Source organism: Nonomuraea sp. NPDC050733, from assembly GCF_040654215.1.
Lineage (GTDB): Bacteria > Actinomycetota > Actinomycetes > Streptosporangiales > Streptosporangiaceae > Nonomuraea.
This window is the reverse complement of sequence record NZ_JBFAHO010000015.1, coordinates 94,948-111,578: the sequence shown is the minus strand read 5'-3', so window position 1 is coordinate 111,578 and position 16,631 is coordinate 94,948. Positions and strand designations below refer to the sequence as shown.

14 protein-coding genes are annotated in these 16,631 nt (G+C 74.1%); 6 read left to right on the top strand and 8 right to left on the bottom strand.

The window, feature by feature from the left end:
- Window positions 1-22: 22 nt before the first annotated feature.
- Complete coding sequence (locus tag AB0H64_RS23805; RefSeq protein ID WP_357628204.1) at window positions 23-787, top strand: IclR family transcriptional regulator; 765 nt, start codon at window positions 23-25, stop codon at window positions 785-787.
- A gap of 54 nt (window positions 788-841) precedes the next feature.
- On the top strand, window positions 842-1,924 hold the full coding sequence (locus AB0H64_RS23800) for a Gfo/Idh/MocA family oxidoreductase (protein ID WP_357628202.1): 1,083 nt from the start codon (window positions 842-844) through the stop codon (window positions 1,922-1,924).
- 49 nt (window positions 1,925-1,973) lie between these two features.
- Here AB0H64_RS23800 and AB0H64_RS23795 read toward each other — a convergent pair whose 3' ends face one another.
- The 5 genes from AB0H64_RS23795 to AB0H64_RS23775 all read right to left on the bottom strand — a co-directional run bounded on the left by AB0H64_RS23795 (window position 1,974) and on the right by AB0H64_RS23775 (window position 8,559).
- The gene (locus tag AB0H64_RS23795; protein ID WP_357628199.1) at window positions 1,974-2,357 is read right to left on the bottom strand and encodes a hypothetical protein; all 384 of its coding nucleotides are present in this window, start codon (window positions 2,355-2,357) and stop codon (window positions 1,974-1,976) included.
- Window positions 2,354-5,959 (bottom strand): hypothetical protein, encoded by a 3,606-nt coding sequence (locus AB0H64_RS23790; RefSeq protein WP_357628196.1) that lies wholly within the window; start codon window positions 5,957-5,959, stop codon window positions 2,354-2,356. Before AB0H64_RS23790 ends, AB0H64_RS23795 begins: the two co-directional genes overlap by 4 nt.
- 3 nt (window positions 5,960-5,962) lie before the next feature.
- The gene (locus AB0H64_RS23785) at window positions 5,963-6,265 is read right to left on the bottom strand and encodes a hypothetical protein (protein WP_357628194.1); all 303 of its coding nucleotides are present in this window, start codon (window positions 6,263-6,265) and stop codon (window positions 5,963-5,965) included.
- Complete coding sequence (locus tag AB0H64_RS23780; RefSeq protein ID WP_357628191.1) at window positions 6,262-6,714, bottom strand: YbaB/EbfC family nucleoid-associated protein; 453 nt, start codon at window positions 6,712-6,714, stop codon at window positions 6,262-6,264. Before AB0H64_RS23780 ends, AB0H64_RS23785 begins: the two co-directional genes overlap by 4 nt.
- Before the next feature lie 78 nt (window positions 6,715-6,792).
- A complete protein-coding gene (locus tag AB0H64_RS23775) occupies window positions 6,793-8,559 on the bottom strand; it encodes a thiamine pyrophosphate-dependent enzyme (protein WP_357628188.1) in 1,767 nt (588 codons plus the stop codon).
- A 172-nt stretch (window positions 8,560-8,731) separates the two neighbouring features.
- On the opposite strand from AB0H64_RS23775, the gene AB0H64_RS23770 reads away from it, so the two are divergent.
- Window positions 8,732-9,310, top strand: coding sequence for a cupin domain-containing protein (locus AB0H64_RS23770; RefSeq protein WP_357628186.1), 579 nt, complete (start codon window positions 8,732-8,734; stop codon window positions 9,308-9,310).
- A 306-nt stretch (window positions 9,311-9,616) separates the two neighbouring features.
- Window positions 9,617-11,038 (top strand): FAD-binding oxidoreductase, encoded by a 1,422-nt coding sequence (locus tag AB0H64_RS23765; RefSeq protein ID WP_357628183.1) that lies wholly within the window; start codon window positions 9,617-9,619, stop codon window positions 11,036-11,038.
- Here AB0H64_RS23765 and AB0H64_RS23760 read toward each other — a convergent pair.
- Window positions 11,022-12,329 carry an acyltransferase gene (locus AB0H64_RS23760; RefSeq protein WP_357628180.1) on the bottom strand — a complete coding sequence of 436 codons (1,308 nt, stop codon included), beginning with the start codon at window positions 12,327-12,329 and terminating at the stop codon, window positions 11,022-11,024. The genes AB0H64_RS23765 and AB0H64_RS23760 overlap by 17 nt on opposite strands.
- On the bottom strand, window positions 12,322-13,287 hold the full coding sequence (locus AB0H64_RS23755; RefSeq protein WP_357628177.1) for an alpha/beta hydrolase: 966 nt from the start codon (window positions 13,285-13,287) through the stop codon (window positions 12,322-12,324). Before AB0H64_RS23755 ends, AB0H64_RS23760 begins: the two co-directional genes overlap by 8 nt.
- Before the next feature lie 133 nt (window positions 13,288-13,420).
- Between AB0H64_RS23755 and AB0H64_RS23750 the strand changes: the two genes are divergently transcribed.
- Together AB0H64_RS23750 and AB0H64_RS23745 are read left to right on the top strand one after the other, a co-directional pair.
- Window positions 13,421-15,100 carry a histidine kinase gene (locus AB0H64_RS23750; RefSeq protein ID WP_357628175.1) on the top strand — a complete coding sequence of 560 codons (1,680 nt, stop codon included), beginning with the start codon at window positions 13,421-13,423 and terminating at the stop codon, window positions 15,098-15,100.
- Window positions 15,097-15,753: a response regulator transcription factor gene (locus tag AB0H64_RS23745; protein WP_357628172.1), complete on the top strand. Its 657-nt coding sequence runs from the start codon at window positions 15,097-15,099 to the stop codon at window positions 15,751-15,753. The genes AB0H64_RS23750 and AB0H64_RS23745 overlap by 4 nt, the downstream gene beginning before the upstream one ends.
- Window positions 15,754-15,829: 76 nt before the next feature.
- Here AB0H64_RS23745 and AB0H64_RS23740 read toward each other — a convergent pair whose 3' ends face one another.
- Window positions 15,830-16,624, bottom strand: coding sequence for a hypothetical protein (locus tag AB0H64_RS23740; protein WP_357628169.1), 795 nt, complete (start codon window positions 16,622-16,624; stop codon window positions 15,830-15,832).
- Window positions 16,625-16,631 lie beyond the last annotated feature (7 nt).

The window sequence follows — 16,631 nt, the reverse complement described above, 5'->3', positions numbered from 1 at the left end:
AAGGATTCGGCAGGATTCCCGCATGGCAGGCCACTCCCGCGAGGCCGGGCGCACGGTGACGTCCAAGGTGCTCGCCATCCTGGGGGCGTTCGACGCGGCGTACCCGCGGCTCACGCTCACCGACCTGGCCCGGCGCAGCGGGCTCCCGCTGAGCACCGTCCACCGGCTGGCCGCCGAGCTGGAGGGCGGAGGGGTGCTGAGCCGCGGGACCGACGGGCGGCTGCGGATCGGGCTGCGGCTGTGGGAGCTCGGCCGGCTCGCCGCCGGCGACCTCCAGGAGGTGGCGCACCCGTGGCTGCTGGAGCTGTTCGCCGGCACCGGCGAGAACGTGCACCTGGCCGTGCGCGACGGCGTCGAGGCGCTGTACCTCGACAAGGTCCACGGCAGGAGGGCCGTGCGGATCGTCTCCAGGACCGGCGGCCGGCTGCCGATGCACCCGACCGGCGTGGGCAAGGCGCTGCTCGCGTACGAACCCGAGTGGTTCGTGCACGCGTACCTGGCCCGCGAGCTGGAGCGGCCCACGCCGCACACCATCACCGAGCCGGGGCGGCTGGCGCGGGAGCTGGCGACTGTGCGGGCGCAGGGCTACGCGCTGACGTTCGAGGAGATGACGCTGGGCTCGTGCTCGGCGGCGGCGCCGGTCCTGGTGGAGGGCCGGGCCGTGGCGGCGGTGGGCATCGTGCTGTCGTCGCGGCGCGCCCGCGAGCTGCACCGGCTGGTCGAGCCGCTGCGCGCGGCGGCGGGCGAGATCGCGCGGGCGTACGCCGCGACGGCCCGCACCGGCTGAGCCCGCTCCGTGCTACCGTGCCTCGGCAAGCGCTTTCCCAAGGAGGCCATCCCCGTGCCGTCCCCCCTCCGCGTCGCCGTCGTCGGCGGCGGGCAGATCGCGAGACACGCCCACCTGCCCCTGTTCCGCGAGCTGCCGGAGGAGGTGGAGGTGGTCGCCGTCGTGGACGCCACCGACGCGCTCGCCCGCGCCTTCGCCGGCGAGTTCGGCCTGCCGTACGCCTCGGCCGACCTCGAAAGGACGCTCGCCGACACCCGCCCGGACCTCGTCGTCATCACCAGCCCGCCCGCCCTGCACAGCGCGCAGGCGGTCGCCGCGCTGCGGGCGGGCGCGTGGGTGTGGTGCGAGAAGCCGCCGTGCCTGTCGCTGGCCGAGTACGACGCCATGGTCGACGCCGAGCGCGAGGGCGGGCCGTACGCGGCGATCGTGTTCCAGCAGCGGTTCGGCTCCAGCTCCCAGCACCTGCGGCGGCTGATCGCCGACGGCGCGCTCGGCGCCCCGTACGTCGCGCACTGCCAGACCACCTGGTTCCGCGACGACGCCTACTACGCCGTGCCCTGGCGGGGACGCTGGGAGACCGAGGGCGGCGGGCCCGCGATGGGCCTCGGCATCCACCAGATGGACCTGCTGCTCGAACTGCTCGGCGACTGGAGCGAGGTGCGGGCGATGGCCGCCCGGCTGGCCCGCGACGTGCAGACCGACGACGTCACCACCGCCCTGGTCCGGTTCGAGTCGGGCGCGCTGGCCACCGTCGTCAACAGCGCCCTGTCGCCGCGCCAGGTCAGCCACCTGCGCCTCGACCTGGCCGGCGGCACACTGGAGCTGACCCACCTGTACGGCTACGCCAACGCGGACTGGACCTACACCCCGGCCGAGGGCGCCGCCGGCATCCCGTGGCCGCCGCCGGAGGACGAGCCCAGCTCCCACCGCGCCCAGTTCCTCGGCCTGCTGGAGGACCTGCGGGCCGGCCGGCGGCCCCGGGGCAGCGGGCAGGACGGGCGGCGGTCCCTGGAGCTGGTGACCGCCCTGTACAAGGCGGCGCTGACCGGGTCCACGGTCAGCGCGGGCGAGATCGGCCCCGGCGACCCGTTCTACCACGCCCTGCACGGCGACGTCCCGGGCTGGCGACCCGCCTGAGCCTGCGCCTTGCGGAGATCAGCCCTCCCGCGGACGGCCTTTCCGGGGCTCAGTTCTCCTGGGAGTAACGCTGGAACTCGGCGAGGACGCGCGCGGCCACGTCCGGACCGACCGGCGGGCATGCGTACCCGGCGGCGGCGATGTGCGCGCACAGCCCGGGGTCCGGCCGCAGGCCGTGCGCGCGCAGGTAGTAGGTGACCGTGTCGGTCCAGACGTAGACGCCGTCGGTGCGGAAGCTCACCGGCACCACCTGACCGCGCTCCGGCTCGACACGGTCCACGTCCAGTCCGGTGGTGGCCAGGAAGGCCGCGCCGGCCTCCAGGTAGCGGGCCAGCCGCTCCCGCTCCTCCGTGGCCTCCACGCGGGGATGACCGGCCCCGAAGAAGGGCACGCCGTCACGCACCCCGTCGAACACGCGGGCGACCCTGATCATCTCTGTCTCCCGGAGTAGCGGTCGAGGACGGACGGCTGCCAGTTAGTGATGGCGTACAGGCTGATGAGCTGCTCCTTGTCGATCTCGCGCAGCGGCAGCTCGTCCAGCAGGCGGCGGAACGACGTCGAGTCGTCGCCGTGCTCCCGGTGGTGGCCGGCCAGCTCGGGAGAGAGCCCCTCCCCGAGCCCGGACGGCGCGCCGTCCGCCATGGCGAGGGTGAGCCGCACCTGCGCCTGGATGACGCCTGGCTCCAGCGTGCCGTCGAACAGCCGGAACTGGACGTGGTCGTCGACGCGCCCGCTCACCGTGGTCATGCTGACGGCCGCCGTGTCCCCGTTGGCCTCGGCGAGCGCCCCGAAATAGTACGGCCTGAGGCCCGGCCTGAGCACGTTGGGCACGCAGAACCGGTACCCCCGGTGCAGGCCGTCCGCGGCGAGCGGGTTCTGCGCGAGCCTGAACAGGACGTCCTGGTTGCCCCGGACCACGTCGAGCAGCTTGAGGTAGTTGACCACGGTGCGGTAGTCGGGCGTGCCGACGTGGACGTGCCCGCCCACTCCCGGCCCCACCTCGCCCCCGTGCGCCCTGATGATCTCCACGACCCGGGCGAGGCTGCGCCAGGTGTCGGGCGTGTCGCGCATGATCGGGGAGACCACCTCGCCCGCGACCGTGGCGGTGCGCTCGGTCTCCACCCACCAGCCGGAGGCGTCCTCGCCGTAGCCGCGCTCGTGGCCGACGTGGTGGCCGAGGACCCGGGGGTCGTGGGTGAGGCCCGCTTCGTGCAGGGCGCGGGCGATCTGCTCGTTGACGGCGGCGTGCCGTTCCGGCGGCACGCCGGGCAGGCTGTACTCCAGCTCGACGCCGAACGCCCGGCGGCTCCCCCCGGAGTCGAACAGGAGTGGCACGACGTCCGCCGGCCGCCACCGGGTCTGGAAGATCGCCTGGGCCTGGTCGTGGATCCCGTCGAAGGCCGCGGGGGCGTCGCTGTAGCCGAAGTGGTGAGCCGCGGGCACGGCCTGGCCCGCGGCGTCGCCCATGGCGTGCCAGCTCACCTGGTAGAGGTTGTCCAGCATGCTCTCGTACCAGTGGAGACGGCGTGTCCGCTCGAACTCGGGCCGCAGTGCCACGATCTCGTCGGTGATGGCCTCCATCTCGGCTCGGGTGCGCGCGTTGTCGATCCACCCGCCCTCGACATCCATGTAGTGGTGGGAGAAGTCGTTCTGCGCGAATTCGACCCTCTCCTCGGCGAACGAGAAGGTTCGGCTGAGGTCGAGTCCCGTCAGGTTCTCGCCGCCGTGGCCGTGCCAGTTGAGGCGCCGGCGGTCGGTGTTGGACACCAGCGCGTCGAGCAGGCCGAGCCGGCTGCCCGGCTCACCGTTCAGGTAGCGTTCGAGCTCCCTCGCGGACATCTTCTCGACGGGTGTGCCGTCCACGACCTGCATGTAGACGGCCTCTCGGTTGAACGGGTCGCGGACGATGTGCGGCACGGGAGCGCCGATGGCGCGGCCGACGAGGGAGGCCAGCAGGTCCTTGATCAGGGTCACCTGGCCGTAGGTGTGGAGCTTGCGGATGAGGACGAGGCCGTCGGAGGGGAAGCGGGCGGTCTGCACGACGCCGTGCTGGCCGGCGTCGAGGTAGCTCACGATGGGCCGCTCCCGCTCCAGCCGCGCCTTGAGCGCCGCCTCGTCGATCGGCCCGTGCGGCAGGTCGCGCGCCGGCCGGGACACGTCCATGGGGACGGCCGGCTGCTCGTGCGGCCGCTCCGGCTGGACGTGGTGCCACTGACCGTCCTCGCGGAAGACGGGACGGCCGTCGGGCAGGTACTGCGGGACGCCGCCGGTGCGGGCAGCCCGGTCGGCGCCGACGTAGACGTACTTGTCGGCGGCGACGACCTCCCGGCCGGTGATGTCGGCGATCTCCTGGAGCACGACGCGGTTCTGGCCGACGTCGCACGCGATGAGGCGGATCTTGGCGTCCGGGTTCGCCATCACGACGGGGTCGTGGGCGAGCATCGTGCCGAGGTCGCGGCCCGACAGGCGCCGGTCTCCCAGGAGGAAGCCGTCCCGGTCGGCCTGGACGCCCACGTCCACGACGCCCTCGGTGCGGCGCAGCAGCCGCATGTCGGCGGTGGGCAGGGCGTGGCTGCCGGGCTCTCGGTACCAGACGCCGGCGTCCACCTCGACCCTGGACTCGCGGACGATCCGCCGGTGTGCGTCCGTGAGCTCCGGCACCACGCGCCCGCCCTCATGGCCGCCGCCGGCGACGGCGTCACGCGGCCCCTCGCGCGTACCACCGGCGACGGCGTCACGCGGCCCCTCGTGCGTACCGCCGGACACGCCGTCACGGGGCACGCCGCCGGAGGGGTCGGCCGGGCCGGGGCGCTCGGCGGCGCCGAAGTGGTGGGCCGCGCCGGCGCCCACGAGCGCGCGTTCCCCGCCCGGCGCGGGTGCCTCCGGGCGGGAGGCGGCGCCCGCGTGCTGCTCCGGCTTCGGCGCGTGCTCCGCCCCGGCGAGCGTCGTCCCGTCCGGCCCCGCGTCGACGAGGCTCCTGCCGTCCAGATCGCCGCCGGTCAGCCCCTTGCCGGTCAGTTCCTTGCCGGTCAGCCCCTTGCCGGTCAGCCCCTTGTCGGTGAACGCCGTGTCGCCCAGCCGTGGCACCTCCCCAAGGTGCGGCAGGTCGAAGCCGGCGCCGCTCTTGAGCGGGGCGTGGTCGGCGCGGCCCGCCCGGCCGTCGACGCCCCCGACGAACCCCGAGACCAGCGCCTTGGCCAGGCTCTCCGCGGTGAGCTGCCCCGACTCCATGAGCATGGGCACCGAGCCGAGGGCCGAGGCCAGGGCGCTCTGCGTCGCGACCCCGCCCATGGTGTGGGTGAGCCAGGCGGCGACCCGCTCACGGCCGGTCATGTCGGCCTTGAGCACACCGGCGCCGAGCAGCCGCGGGCCGCCCAGCCGGACGACCGCCGCGCCCAGCGCCACGAACGCGAGCCCGGTGAGCAGCCCGCCCTCCAGCGCCGCGACGGACTTGTCGCCGTCCCAGGAGTGCCGCTTGCCCTCGGCGAACTGCCAGATCTGCACCCCGGCGTCCAGGCCGCTCATGAAGGCGATGCTCAGCAGCAGCATCTTGGCCACGATCCGGACGTTCAGACGGGCCAGGCGGCAGGCGGGGCCCGTGGCCAGCAGGGACCGGCCGCCCGTGACCGGCGCGAACGCCCGGCTGCGCAGCAGCACGAAGGCGAGCAGGACGAGGCACAGCGCGATGTACTTCTGCGTGTAGTCGCTGTCGAGGCCGTAGTTCTCCAGCCGGTCGGCGGCGTCCTCGCACAAGGAGGCCAGGGTCTCCAGGAAGGCGGGGTCCTCGGTGGTGTACCGCTTCCAGTGCGCGCCGAGCAGGTCGGCCGCCGGTCCCTTGGCGTACCGGAGCACGAGCTGGAGCACCTCGTCCCCCTCGGCGCCCGCCGCGCGGCACCGGTGGGCCGCCGTGCGCAGCATGCGGGCCTGGCTCACGCAGTGCCGCATGTCGGTCGCCGGGTAGTCCATGCCGACGACCCAGCCCAGATACGGCTCGACGACCGGGTAGACGGGGCCGAGCAGGGAGCGCAGATCCACGCCTCAGACCCGCAGGTACGGCTGGTCGACCCGCTGGTAGTTACGGGCGGACGTGTCGACCTGCTCCTGGAGGTCGTCGATGCTCCGGGCGCCCTGCTCGCAGCCTCCGGCGACGTCCTGCAGCCGGGCGACGAAGACGGCGGCGAACTGCTGACCGTACTGGTCCTCACCCCACGGAGCGGCGGCGAGCACGCCCTCCACGAGCCCGCGCGCCTCACGCAGCTGTTCCGCGGAGGTGCTCCAGCAGGAGCCGGCCTGGCGCATGCGCGCCCAGGCGACGTCGAACCCGTCGGCCCACGCGCTCACCGGCGGCCCTCTCCGCCACGGCCCTCGCCCTGGCCGTCCCCACGGCGCCCCACCCCATGGCGGCCTTCCCCACTGCGGCCGGCCGCGGGCGGGTCGGGCAGCAGCGCGCCGAGGTCGAGCAAGCCGCCGGACAGTTCGCCGGCGTCGAGCCCTTCGGGCATGAGCGGGGCCATGATCTCGTGTGACCGCTCGTCCACCTCGGCCTGCGCCTTGGCGATCTGCTCCTGGACGGCCCGCGCCAGCTCCGTGGGCGACAGCCGGCCGTACACGCGGGGATGGAAGACGATCTCGTCGATCCGGCCCTGCGGCCCCGCCGTGATGGTCACGTTGCCGTCGGAGACCGTCGCGGTGACCTCGCCGAGGCGGGCGTGGACCTCGTGGACCTCGCGGACCTGCCGGTCGTACTCCTCGACCAGGCTCTCGATGGTGGCCTGCAGGTCATCGTGCATCCGTCGCCCCTTCGTTCACCATGGTCCCAGTATTGCCACAAGTGACCCGAGAGGTATGGATTTAACCGCCTTTTATGATCAGTCGCCGAACTTCTCGAAGCGGTCCTTGAACAAGGTGGTGGCGATGGCCGCCCGGTGCGGCTGGCCCTTGAGGAACGCCTGGGCGAACTTCTTGGCCTGCTCGTAGGTGACCTTGCCGGGCATGGGCGGCTCGTTCGGGTTCACGGCCACGTCGACCAGCGCGGGCCCGTCGTACTCCAGGGCCGCGCCGATCGCGGGCCGGACGTCCTCCGGCTTCGTCACCTTGGCGCCGAACCCGCCGCAGGAGACGGCCCAGGCGGAGAAGTCGGCCTCGGGCTCGGGGAAGCGCACCCCGTGCTCGGGGTACCCCAGCACCATCTGCTCCCACAGGATCTGGCCGAGCGAGTTGTTGTTGTTGATCACGACCTTGACCGGCAGTCCGTGGCGGGCGGCCGTCAGGAACTCGGCCATGAGCATGGCGAAGCCGCCGTCGCCCACGTACGCGATCACCTGGCGGCCCGGGAAGGCGTGCTGCATGGCGATCGCGTACGGCAGGCCGGGCGCCATCGAGGCGAGGTTGCCCGACAGGTAGAACTCCCGCCCGCCGCGGATCGTCCAGTGACGGGCGGCCCAGGTGGCGACCGTGCCGCTGTCACAGGTCATGATCGCGTCGTCGGCGGCCAGGTCGTCCAGCACGGACACCACGTACTGCGGGGCGATCGGGTCACGGCCGGCGCTCTCCAGCGCCTCCATGTCGGAGCGCCAGGATGCCATCTTCTTCTGGTACGCACGCAGGTGGGAGAGGTCCTCCCGCGGGTCCAGCAGGGGCAGCAGCGCCCTCAGCCCGTCGCGGGCGTCGCCGACCATGGGCACGTCGGTGGGCATGCGCGCGCCGGCGCGGACGGGGTCGGCCTCGATCTGCACCACCCGCACCTTCTCCGGCCGGGGCAGGTACTTGGTGTACGGGTAGTTGGTGCCGACCATGAGCAGCGCGTCGGCGTCGTCCATGAGCTCCTCGCTCGGGCGGGTGCCGAGCAGGCCGATGCCGCCGGTCGTGTACGGCGAGTCGTCCGGGACGACCGCTTTCCCGGGGAGCGTCTTGACCACCGGGGCGCCGAGCAGCTCGGCGACCGCCAGCACCTCCTCGCGCGCGTGCAGGGCTCCGGCGCCGACGAGCAGGGCGGGCCGTTCGGCGTTGTTGAGCAGCTCGGCCGCCGCGGCGAGGTCCTCCTGGCGGGGGACGCCCGGCGGGCGCAGGTACCGCGCGGTGGACTGCGGCGCGCGCACCGGCCCGACGTGCTCGAACGGCCCCTCCCCCGCCTCGGCCACCTGGACGTCGTTGGGGATCGTGAGGTGGGCGACGCCGCGCCGGGCGTAGGCGCTGCGGACCGCGATGTCCACCAGGGCCGGGAGCTGCTCCGGGTTGGTGACCATCATGTTGTACTCGGTGACGTCCTCGAAGACGCGGTCCAGGTGGACCTCCTGCTGGTAGCCGGTGCCGAGCACGGCGGTCTCCTGCATGCCGGTGATGGCGAGCACGGGCGCGTGGTCGAGCTTGGCGTCGTACAGGCCGTTGAGCAGGTGGATGCCGCCGGGGCCGGAGGTGGCCAGGCACACGCCGATCCGCCCGGTGGCCTTGGCGTAGCCGGCGGCCATGAAGGCCGCCGCCTCCTCGTGGCGGACAAGGACGAAGCGCACCTTCTCACTGTGACGGCGCAGGCCCTCCATGATGCCGTTGATGCCGTCGCCCGGCATGCCGAAGACGGTGTCGACACCCCACTCGGCGAGCCGTTCGACCAGGGATTCCGATGCGATTCGAGCCATGGCGCGGCCCCTACCCCGTTCGGGCCACGGCAGACGCCTCCACCGCTCCACGGCCGGGGGTCGTGTTGCGGACTCGTTATGCCGTGGCCTCTTGCTGGGCTTTCTCCGGCCTCTGTACGGTCCTTTCGTTGCCACTTAACAACTTGTTCAGTACGGCCGGCCGAGGGGTTCGATGAGCGAGTCGGAGACCGAGCGCCTGGGCGCCCGGGTCCGCGCGTACCGCGCCATGCGTCAGATGACCGTGCGCGGGCTGGCCGGCGAGGCGGGCGCCAGCCCCAGCTTCATCAGCCAGCTCGAACGCGGCCAGGCCGGCGCGAGCGTCGGCATGCTGCGGCGGATCGCGCTGGCCCTCGGCGTCACCGTCGCCGACCTGTTCAGCGAGGACGACGAGGTGGGGCACCGGGTCGTGCCCCGATCCGGGCGCCCGGAGCTGCCGGCCGGGCCGGGCGCGCGCAAGTACCTGATCTCCCAGCGTCCGCTGCGCAACCTGGAGATGTACGCCGGGGAGTTCGACCCGGGCGCCTCCACCGGGGCGGAGCCGTACACGCACGGGGACTCCCAGGAGATCCTGCTCGTGATCCGCGGCGAGGTCACGCTCTGGCTCGGTCCGCCGGACGAGGCCGCCCGGCACGTCCTCGGCCCCGGCGACAGCGTGGAGTACCGCACGTCGGTCCCGCACCGCGTGGCCAACGACGGCGAGCTCACCGCCGAGGTCCTGTGGGTGGTGAGCCCTCCCACCCCGGCCACCTGACCACCGTGAGCTCTCTCACCCCGTCCGTCTGACCACTGTGAACCGTCCGCCACCCCGTCCGCCACCCCGTCCGCCACCATGGGGACATGAACCTGCACCACCGGAGAGGACACGCGCCGACCGGCGCCGGCGCCGCTCCGGCCCGCTGCCGACCGGCGCCTCGCCGCTCGGCCGCGGCCGAAGAGGAAAGCGGGAACCGATGCGACCCCACCGACATGACCGACCCGACCAGGAGACCAGAGTGACCCGCTGTTCCACCCGCCCGTCCCGGACCGAGGGGCGGCGCGCCGGCGCCGTGAGCGCCCCGTGAAGCCCGGCGTTCCGCTGACCGCCGACTTCGCCAACGGCGGCGTCTCCTTCTGGTTCCGGCAGATCGGCGCGCCCGCGCGGCGGGCGCCGCTGCCCGGGTCCCGCGACTACGACGTGGCGATCGTCGGCGGCGGCTACACCGGCCTGTGGACCGCGTACTACCTGAAGAAGGCCGATCCCGGGCTGCGCGTGGCGGTCCTGGAGAAGGAGTTCGCCGGGTTCGGCGCCTCGGGGCGCAACGGCGGCTGGCTGTCGGCCGAGTTCGCCGGGTCGCGCAAGCGGCACGCCAAGGCGCGCGGCCGGCAGGCGATGATCGACCTGCAGCGCGAGATGTTCCGGACGGTGGACGAGGTCATCGACGTGACCCGCGCCGAGGGGATCGACGCCGACGTCCACAAGGGCGGCGTCATGCACGTCGCGACCAACCCGGCGCAGCGCCGGCGGCTGCGCGCGGAGACCGCCGACCTGCGTGCCTGGGGGTACGGCGAGGACGACGTCCGGCTGCTCGACCGGGACGAGCAGCGTGAGCGGCTCCAGGTGGCCGGGACGCTGGAGGCCATGTACTCGCCGCACTGCGCCCGCATCCAGCCCGCCAAGCTCGCCGTCGGCCTGGCCCGCGTCGTCGCGGAGCTGGGCGTGGACGTGTTCGAGGACACGACCGTCACCGCGATCGTGCCCCGCCGCGGGAGCGGCAGGCCCGCGGCGGTCACCACCCGGGGCACGGTCCAGGCCGACTACGTCATCCGCGCCACCGAGGGCTTCACCGCCAGCCTCGCCGGACAGCACCGGCAGTGGCTGCCGATGAACAGCTCCATGATCGTCACCGAGCCGCTGCCGGCCGAGGTGTGGAAGCACATCGGCTGGTCGGGCAGCGAGCTGCTGGGCGACCAGGCCCACGCCTACATCTACGCCCAGCGCACGGCCGACGACCGCATCGCCATCGGCGGGCGCGGCGTGCCCTACCGGTACGGCTCGCGCACCGACGACCGCGGCGCCACCCAGTCGTCCACGGTGGCGCTGCTGTGGCGGATGCTGGTCAAGCTGTTCCCGGCGGCGGCCGACGCCCGGGTGCAGCACTCGTGGTGCGGGGTGCTCGGCGTGCCGCGTGACTGGTGCTCGACCGTCCACCTCGACCACGCCACGGGCCTGGGCTGGGCGGGCGGCTACGTCGGCAGCGGCGTGACCACGACCAACCTGGCCGGCCGTACGCTGCGGGACCTGGTGCTGCGGCGCGACACGGAGCTGACCGCGCTGCCGTGGGTGGGCCGTCAGGTGCGCCAGTGGGAGCCGGAGCCCCTGCGGTGGACGGGCGTGCAGCTCATCTACGCGCTGTACCGCACCGCCGACCGCCACGAGAACGACCGGGGCACCACGACGTCGGCTTACGCCCGCGTCGCGGATCTCATCTCCGGCCGCTGACCCGCGGGGCCCGGTCCTGCCCCGGGCCCCGCGACCCTTCCCGCGTCCCTTCTTCCCCGCGACCTGCACCGTGGCGGGCAACGCGGTGCTCCAGGGCGCCGTCCTGACCGCCCTCGACCTGGCCCGCGACACGGTCTTCGGCTGACCCGCCGTCGCCCACCCGGCCTTCGCCTGACCTGCCATCGCTCAGCCGGCCTTCGGCCGACCGGAACGCCGCCAGGCACGCCAGGAGGACCAGCCCGAACACCGGCAGCCAGGCCAGCCGGGCGAGCAGCCAGTCGGCGCCGAGGGGCACGGTGTGCAGGCCCGTCAGAGGCCTGCCCGCGAGCGTGCCGAGCCCAGTGACCGCGATCATGGCGGTCTGGTGCCAGAGGAAGACGGTCATCGCGGAGAGGTTGGCGAGCGCCACGACCGCCCAGACGGCGGGGCGGCGCAGCGCCCGCCGCAACGGCCCGAGCAGCAGCAGGGCCGCCCCGCACTGGGCGAGCCCGAAGGTCACGGCCGCGAGGGTGAGCGGGGACTGGTTGGAGACGGGGGCGCCGGGCACTCCGACCATGGATGCCGGGTAGCCGGCCCACAGGACGAGCGCGGCGGTGACGGCGGCACCGCCGGCCAGCAACCCCCATCCGGCCGGCCGGCCCCCCGTCGACTCCCTGCCGCCGCGCGCCCACGACGCGCCCAGGCAGTACGGCACCAGCCACCCGGCGGCCACGTTGACCCAGCCGATCCAGGCGGGCCCGCCCAGGGCGAACCGGCCGAGGTCGGCGAGGGCGACGACCGCCAGCGGCCATCCCGGACGCAGCCTGACCGCCAGCGGGGTGGCCGCCGTCAGCCCGGCGAAGACCAGCAGGAACCACAGCGGTGACCACACCAGCTTGGCCAGCGCCCGTACCGTCCCGGCGTCGGCCCCGGCGGCGAGCATCGCGACCGCCACCACGCCCCAGACCACCACCACGGTGACGACCGGCCTGAACAGGCGCGCCATACGGCCACCGAGCCACTCCCCGTACGAGCGGCCGCGGGCGCGGGCGGCCGCGTGGCTCCCCGCGGCCGTCCACCCGCCCACGAGGAAGAAGACCGCCATGGTCTGGAAGATCCAGGAGGCCGGGGCGAGCCACGGCATGTGCCGCAGCGGGCTGGTGACACGCACGGTGCCGCTGTCGACCACCGCGGCCGTCACCAGCCAGTGACCGAGCACCACGCCCAGGATGGCCAGGGCCCGCAAGCCGTCGATGCCGCGGTCGCGTCCCGAGGGTGTCCGCGCGGCGACACGCCGAACCAGGTCACGCACCGGCCACCGCCCGGACCGGGGGCAGGCCCGAGACGATGCGGGCGATGTTCCGCAGTGGCAGGGAGCCGGCTCTCAGGTAGTCGCTGTGCCCGCCGCCGCCCGCCGGGAAGACCTGGGCGCCGAACCCCGGGGAGACCGGGTCGGCGCCGAGCCCGAGGGCGCCGGAGGGCAGGCCGATCCGGACGTGCGGCACGCGGGCGATCCAGTCGCCGGCGCCGCGCCCGGCCCAGACCGTCGCCCGGGTACGCAACTCGGCGGCGTGGTCCACGGTCACGCCCGGACTTCCCACCAGCACGATCGCGGAGACGTCCAGGCCGGGCGCGGCCAGGCCGCAGACCGCGCCGCCGTACGAGTGGCACAGCAGGGAGATCCGCGCGCCGGGCCGGGCCGCGCGCAGCTCCCGCACGAACGCGCGCAGGTCACGGGCGCCCCGCTCGGCGAGGCCGGGGGTCAACGCCGAAAGGCTCAAGGTCGCGGGCGTCCGGTAGCCGAGCCAGGCGATGACGGCCGACCTGTCGCCGAGCTCCCCGAGCAGCCGCAGGGAGCCGCCGCGCAGGAGCCCGTACCTGTCGAGGTTCGTGTCGGAGCCGGGGACGACCACGGCGATCCGCCCGGCCGACGGCAGGTCGCCGAAGACCTCGGCGGCGCGGCCGCCGTCGCGGCCGTCGAACGACAGGAACCGCCGCGCGGGGTCCGCCATGGCGCGCAGCATCGCGGCCCGCCACCGGTCGCCGTGCCGGTCGGCCGCCCGCTCGGCCGCCAGGATGCCGCTCCGGGCGGCCGCGTATCGACCGGCCAGGGCCTCGGGGGCGGCGGCCCGCAGAGCGGGCAGGAGGGCGGGGGCGGGCGCGGGAACGGCTCCCGGGCGTGCCGCTCCCGAGACGGGCACCGCCACCGAGGCGGCGACGAGGGCGGCGAGCAGGGCCCGGCGCAGGCGGGGGACGTCGACGTGGGTCACGTGACCGACGGTGTCGCAGGGGGCGTCCGCGCCACATCGGACCACCGGTGGCATTCGCACCCGCGCCGTTAGACCCAGGTCGTACGACCCTGGTCCGATGACCGGCCCCCGGGTTCGCCGTTACGATCTGCGCATGCGGGTCACGACGCCGCCGCTGCTCAAGCGGGTGCCTCCGGGGATGTGGACGGCCCTGGCCTGGTGCGCGGGCATGGTGTTCACATTCCTCGCACGAGTCCGGCTGCCCGGTGAGTGGTTACCCGCCGTGAGACCCGGCAGCCTGATCTACCGGTGGGACGGTCTGACGTTCCTGGCGGTCGCCACCGCCCTGGCGCTGTGCGGCGGCGGCCTGCTGGGCCGCCGCCCGCTGATGGCTTTGACGTTGCTGCTGGCCGCGCCTGTCCTCGCCTGCGTCCCGCTGGGCGTGGGCGAGATCCCGTTGGCCCAGTACCTCGCGGTGGACGTGGCGCTGTACGTCATCGCCGCCACCCGGCCACGCCGCACCGGAGCCGCCGCCCTCGCGGCAGCCCTCGCCCTGCTGGCCGGCTACCTGGGCACCCGGCTGCTGTTCGGCTGGGCCGTCGGCACCTCGGCGGAGCTGGCCGTGGCCATGACGGCCGTCATCGCCTGGCTGATCGGCCGCTCGACGCACCAGGCCCGCGAGCACGCCGCGGCACTGACCGCCCAGGCGGCGGCCCGCGCGGTCACCGACGAGCGGCTGCGCATCTCCCGTGAGCTGCACGACATCGTCGCGCACAGCATCGGCGTCATCGCCCTCCAGGCGGGGGCGGCGCGACGGGTCATCGACACGCAGCCGGAGCGGGCGCGGCAGGCGCTGGGCGAGATCGAGAATGTCGGCCGGGAGACGCTGGCGGGGCTGCGCCGCATGGTCGGCACCCTCCGCCGCCCCCAGCCGGACGACCCACCACAGCCATCCCCCCACACCCGGCCCTCCGACGACCAGCCGACACCCCGCCCCCCGGCCCGGGCGACAGCACACGGACCGCACACCCCGGCCCAGCCGAGGCCGCGCACTCCGGCCCAGCCGACAGTGAACGATCCGCGCGCCTGGGCCGAGCCAGGACCGGACACCCCGCATGCCACACCTCGGACGGCGCCACACGCCTCTCACGCCGCGGTCCAGACGGCGAACCGGCCGATGCCGGGTCTGGCGGATCTCGAACGGCTGGCCGCGACGACGACGGACGCCGGAGTCCGCGTCGAGGTGCACTGGCTGGGCGAACGGCGATCCTTGCCCGCCGACCTCGACGTCTCCGCCTACCGCATCGTCCAGGAGGCGGTCACCAACGTGGTCCGCCACGCGGGCGTCCACTCGTGCCGGGTGTCCGTCGAGTACCGACCAGCCGAGCTGTCGATCGAGGTCCTCGACTCCGGCCGGCGCCAGGACCGCGAGAGAGGGCGCCCCGAGGGGAAGAGCTGGACAGAAGAGAACCGCACGAAAGACCGCACGGAAGAAGACCGCACAGAAGAAGACCGCACAGGACAAGGCCGCACAGGACAAGGCCGCACAGGACAAGGCCGCACGGAACAGGACCAGGCAGCAGATGGCCGCACGGAGCAGAACCGGGTGGGAGTGGGCTGGGCACGAGAAGGCCACGCGGCAAGGGGCCATCTGGGAGGGGACGGCCTGGGAGGGGACGGCCTGGGAGGGGGCGGCCTGGGTGGGGGCGGCTACGGGCTGGCCGGGATGCGCGAGCGGGTCGACATGCTGAACGGGGAGCTCTCCGCCGGGCCGCGTCCAGAAGGCGGGTTCCGGGTGGCGGCCCGCCTTCCGATCCCGGCAGGAGCGCGATGACCGTCCGCGTCGTCCTGGCCGACGATCAGCCGCTGATCCGCGCCGCCCTGCGCATGGTCATCGCCGAGGCCCCCGACCTCGACGTCGCCGGAGAGGCCGGGACCGGCGCTGAGGCGGTCCGGCTGGCCGAGGACCTGCGCCCCGAGGTGGTGCTGATGGACATCCGCATGCCGGGCATGGACGGCATCCAGGCCACCCGGCTGATCACGGCGGGCACCAGCGGGGCGCGGGTCGTCGTGCTGACCACCTTCGACGACGACGACTACGTCTACGGCGCGCTGCGCGCCGGCTCGTCCGGCTTCCTGGTCAAGGACATGGCACTGGACGACATCCTCGCGGCCGTCCGCGTCGTCGCCGCGGGGGACGCGCTGATCGCGCCCAGCGTGACCCGCCGCCTGATCGAGGCGTTCGCCGACCGGCCCGAGTCCAGCCCGGCGCCGCGCTCCTTGGCGGGCATCACCGACCGGGAGCGCGAGGTGCTGACCCTGGTCGCGCGCGGCCTGTCCAACACCGAGATCGCTGCCGAGCTGGTCATCAGCGTCGCGACCGTCAAGGCGTACGTGACGCGCCTGCTGTCCAAACTGGCCGCCCGGGACCGGGTCCAGCTCGTCATCCTCGCCTACGAGGCCGGCCTGGCCTCGTCCTCCGGATGACCCGGCCCGCACACCGGTCAGCAGCGTGAGGAGGCGCGGGCCGATGCGGTGTGCCGCGGCGCGGTGGACCGGCTGGTCATATCGCGTCCAGATCGGCCGCCACGGCCTCGCGCAGCGGGCGGGCGCCGGTCTCCAGATAGGCGAGCAGCGCCTGGCGGATGCGTTCGTCGCCGAACCGATCGCGGACACCTTGCACGGATGGCCCCTTGTCCACCCCGAACAGCGCGCGGAACAGGGTCTTGGCCTGTTCCGCGGTCTGCCAGTCCCGTGACGTGAGGAGGGTTTCGACCTCCGCACGGGCCGGGGGCGGGGCGAGGCGCGCTTCCAGCCAGGTGGTGGACCGGCCCGCCGTGGCGAGCCAGTGCCGCAGGTGGCTCACCCGTTCGAGGACGAGGTCCGCGCCGCCGAGCTTGGCGGCGGCGAGCGGGGCGTCGTAACAGGTGGCGCGTAACGCGCCGCACACCTGGGAGAACGCGGGGATCCTGGCGGGCAGCCGGTCGAGGGGGATCTCGCTGACCCGTTCGACGGTGGCGCGCGCCTCCGGAGAGCTCCTGGCTGTGGCGACGAGGGCGTCGAAGTCCTTGTACCAGCGGGCGAGCGTCGCCCGGTCCGGCGCGACGGTGGCGGGATCGCGCTCGCGCACCCAGCGGACCATGCGTCCGGGCATGAACGCGGACAGGGGGTCCTCGCCGACCGGCGCGAGCCGTTCCCGATCGCCGGCCGCGTCTCCGAGGACGGTCCTGGAGAAGACGGTCCTGGAGAAGACGGCCCTGGAGAAGACGGCACCGCAGGACCGGCAGAAGTAGCGGTTCCGGAACGGGCGTCCGGTGATCGGGACGGGGTGCGGGTGGCCGCACTGCACGCAGGTCATGGGGGCG

Excerpts from the sequence above, each read along its gene's own strand:
- AB0H64_RS23780 (WP_357628191.1), bottom strand. The coding sequence starts at position 6,714 with ATGCACGATGACCTGCAGGCCACCATCGAGAGCCTGGTCGAGGAGTAC.
- AB0H64_RS23805 (WP_357628204.1), top strand. The coding sequence starts at position 23 with ATGGCAGGCCACTCCCGCGAGGCCGGGCGCACGGTGACGTCCAAGGTG.
- AB0H64_RS23740 (WP_357628169.1), bottom strand. The coding sequence starts at position 16,624 with ATGACCTGCGTGCAGTGCGGCCACCCGCACCCCGTCCCGATCACCGGA.
- AB0H64_RS23770 (WP_357628186.1), top strand. The coding sequence starts at position 8,732 with ATGAGCGAGTCGGAGACCGAGCGCCTGGGCGCCCGGGTCCGCGCGTAC.
- AB0H64_RS23775 (WP_357628188.1), bottom strand. The coding sequence starts at position 8,559 with ATGGCTCGAATCGCATCGGAATCCCTGGTCGAACGGCTCGCCGAGTGG.
- AB0H64_RS23750 (WP_357628175.1), top strand. The coding sequence starts at position 13,421 with ATGCGGGTCACGACGCCGCCGCTGCTCAAGCGGGTGCCTCCGGGGATG.
- AB0H64_RS23745 (WP_357628172.1), top strand. The coding sequence starts at position 15,097 with ATGACCGTCCGCGTCGTCCTGGCCGACGATCAGCCGCTGATCCGCGCC.
- AB0H64_RS23795 (WP_357628199.1), bottom strand. The coding sequence starts at position 2,357 with ATGATCAGGGTCGCCCGCGTGTTCGACGGGGTGCGTGACGGCGTGCCC.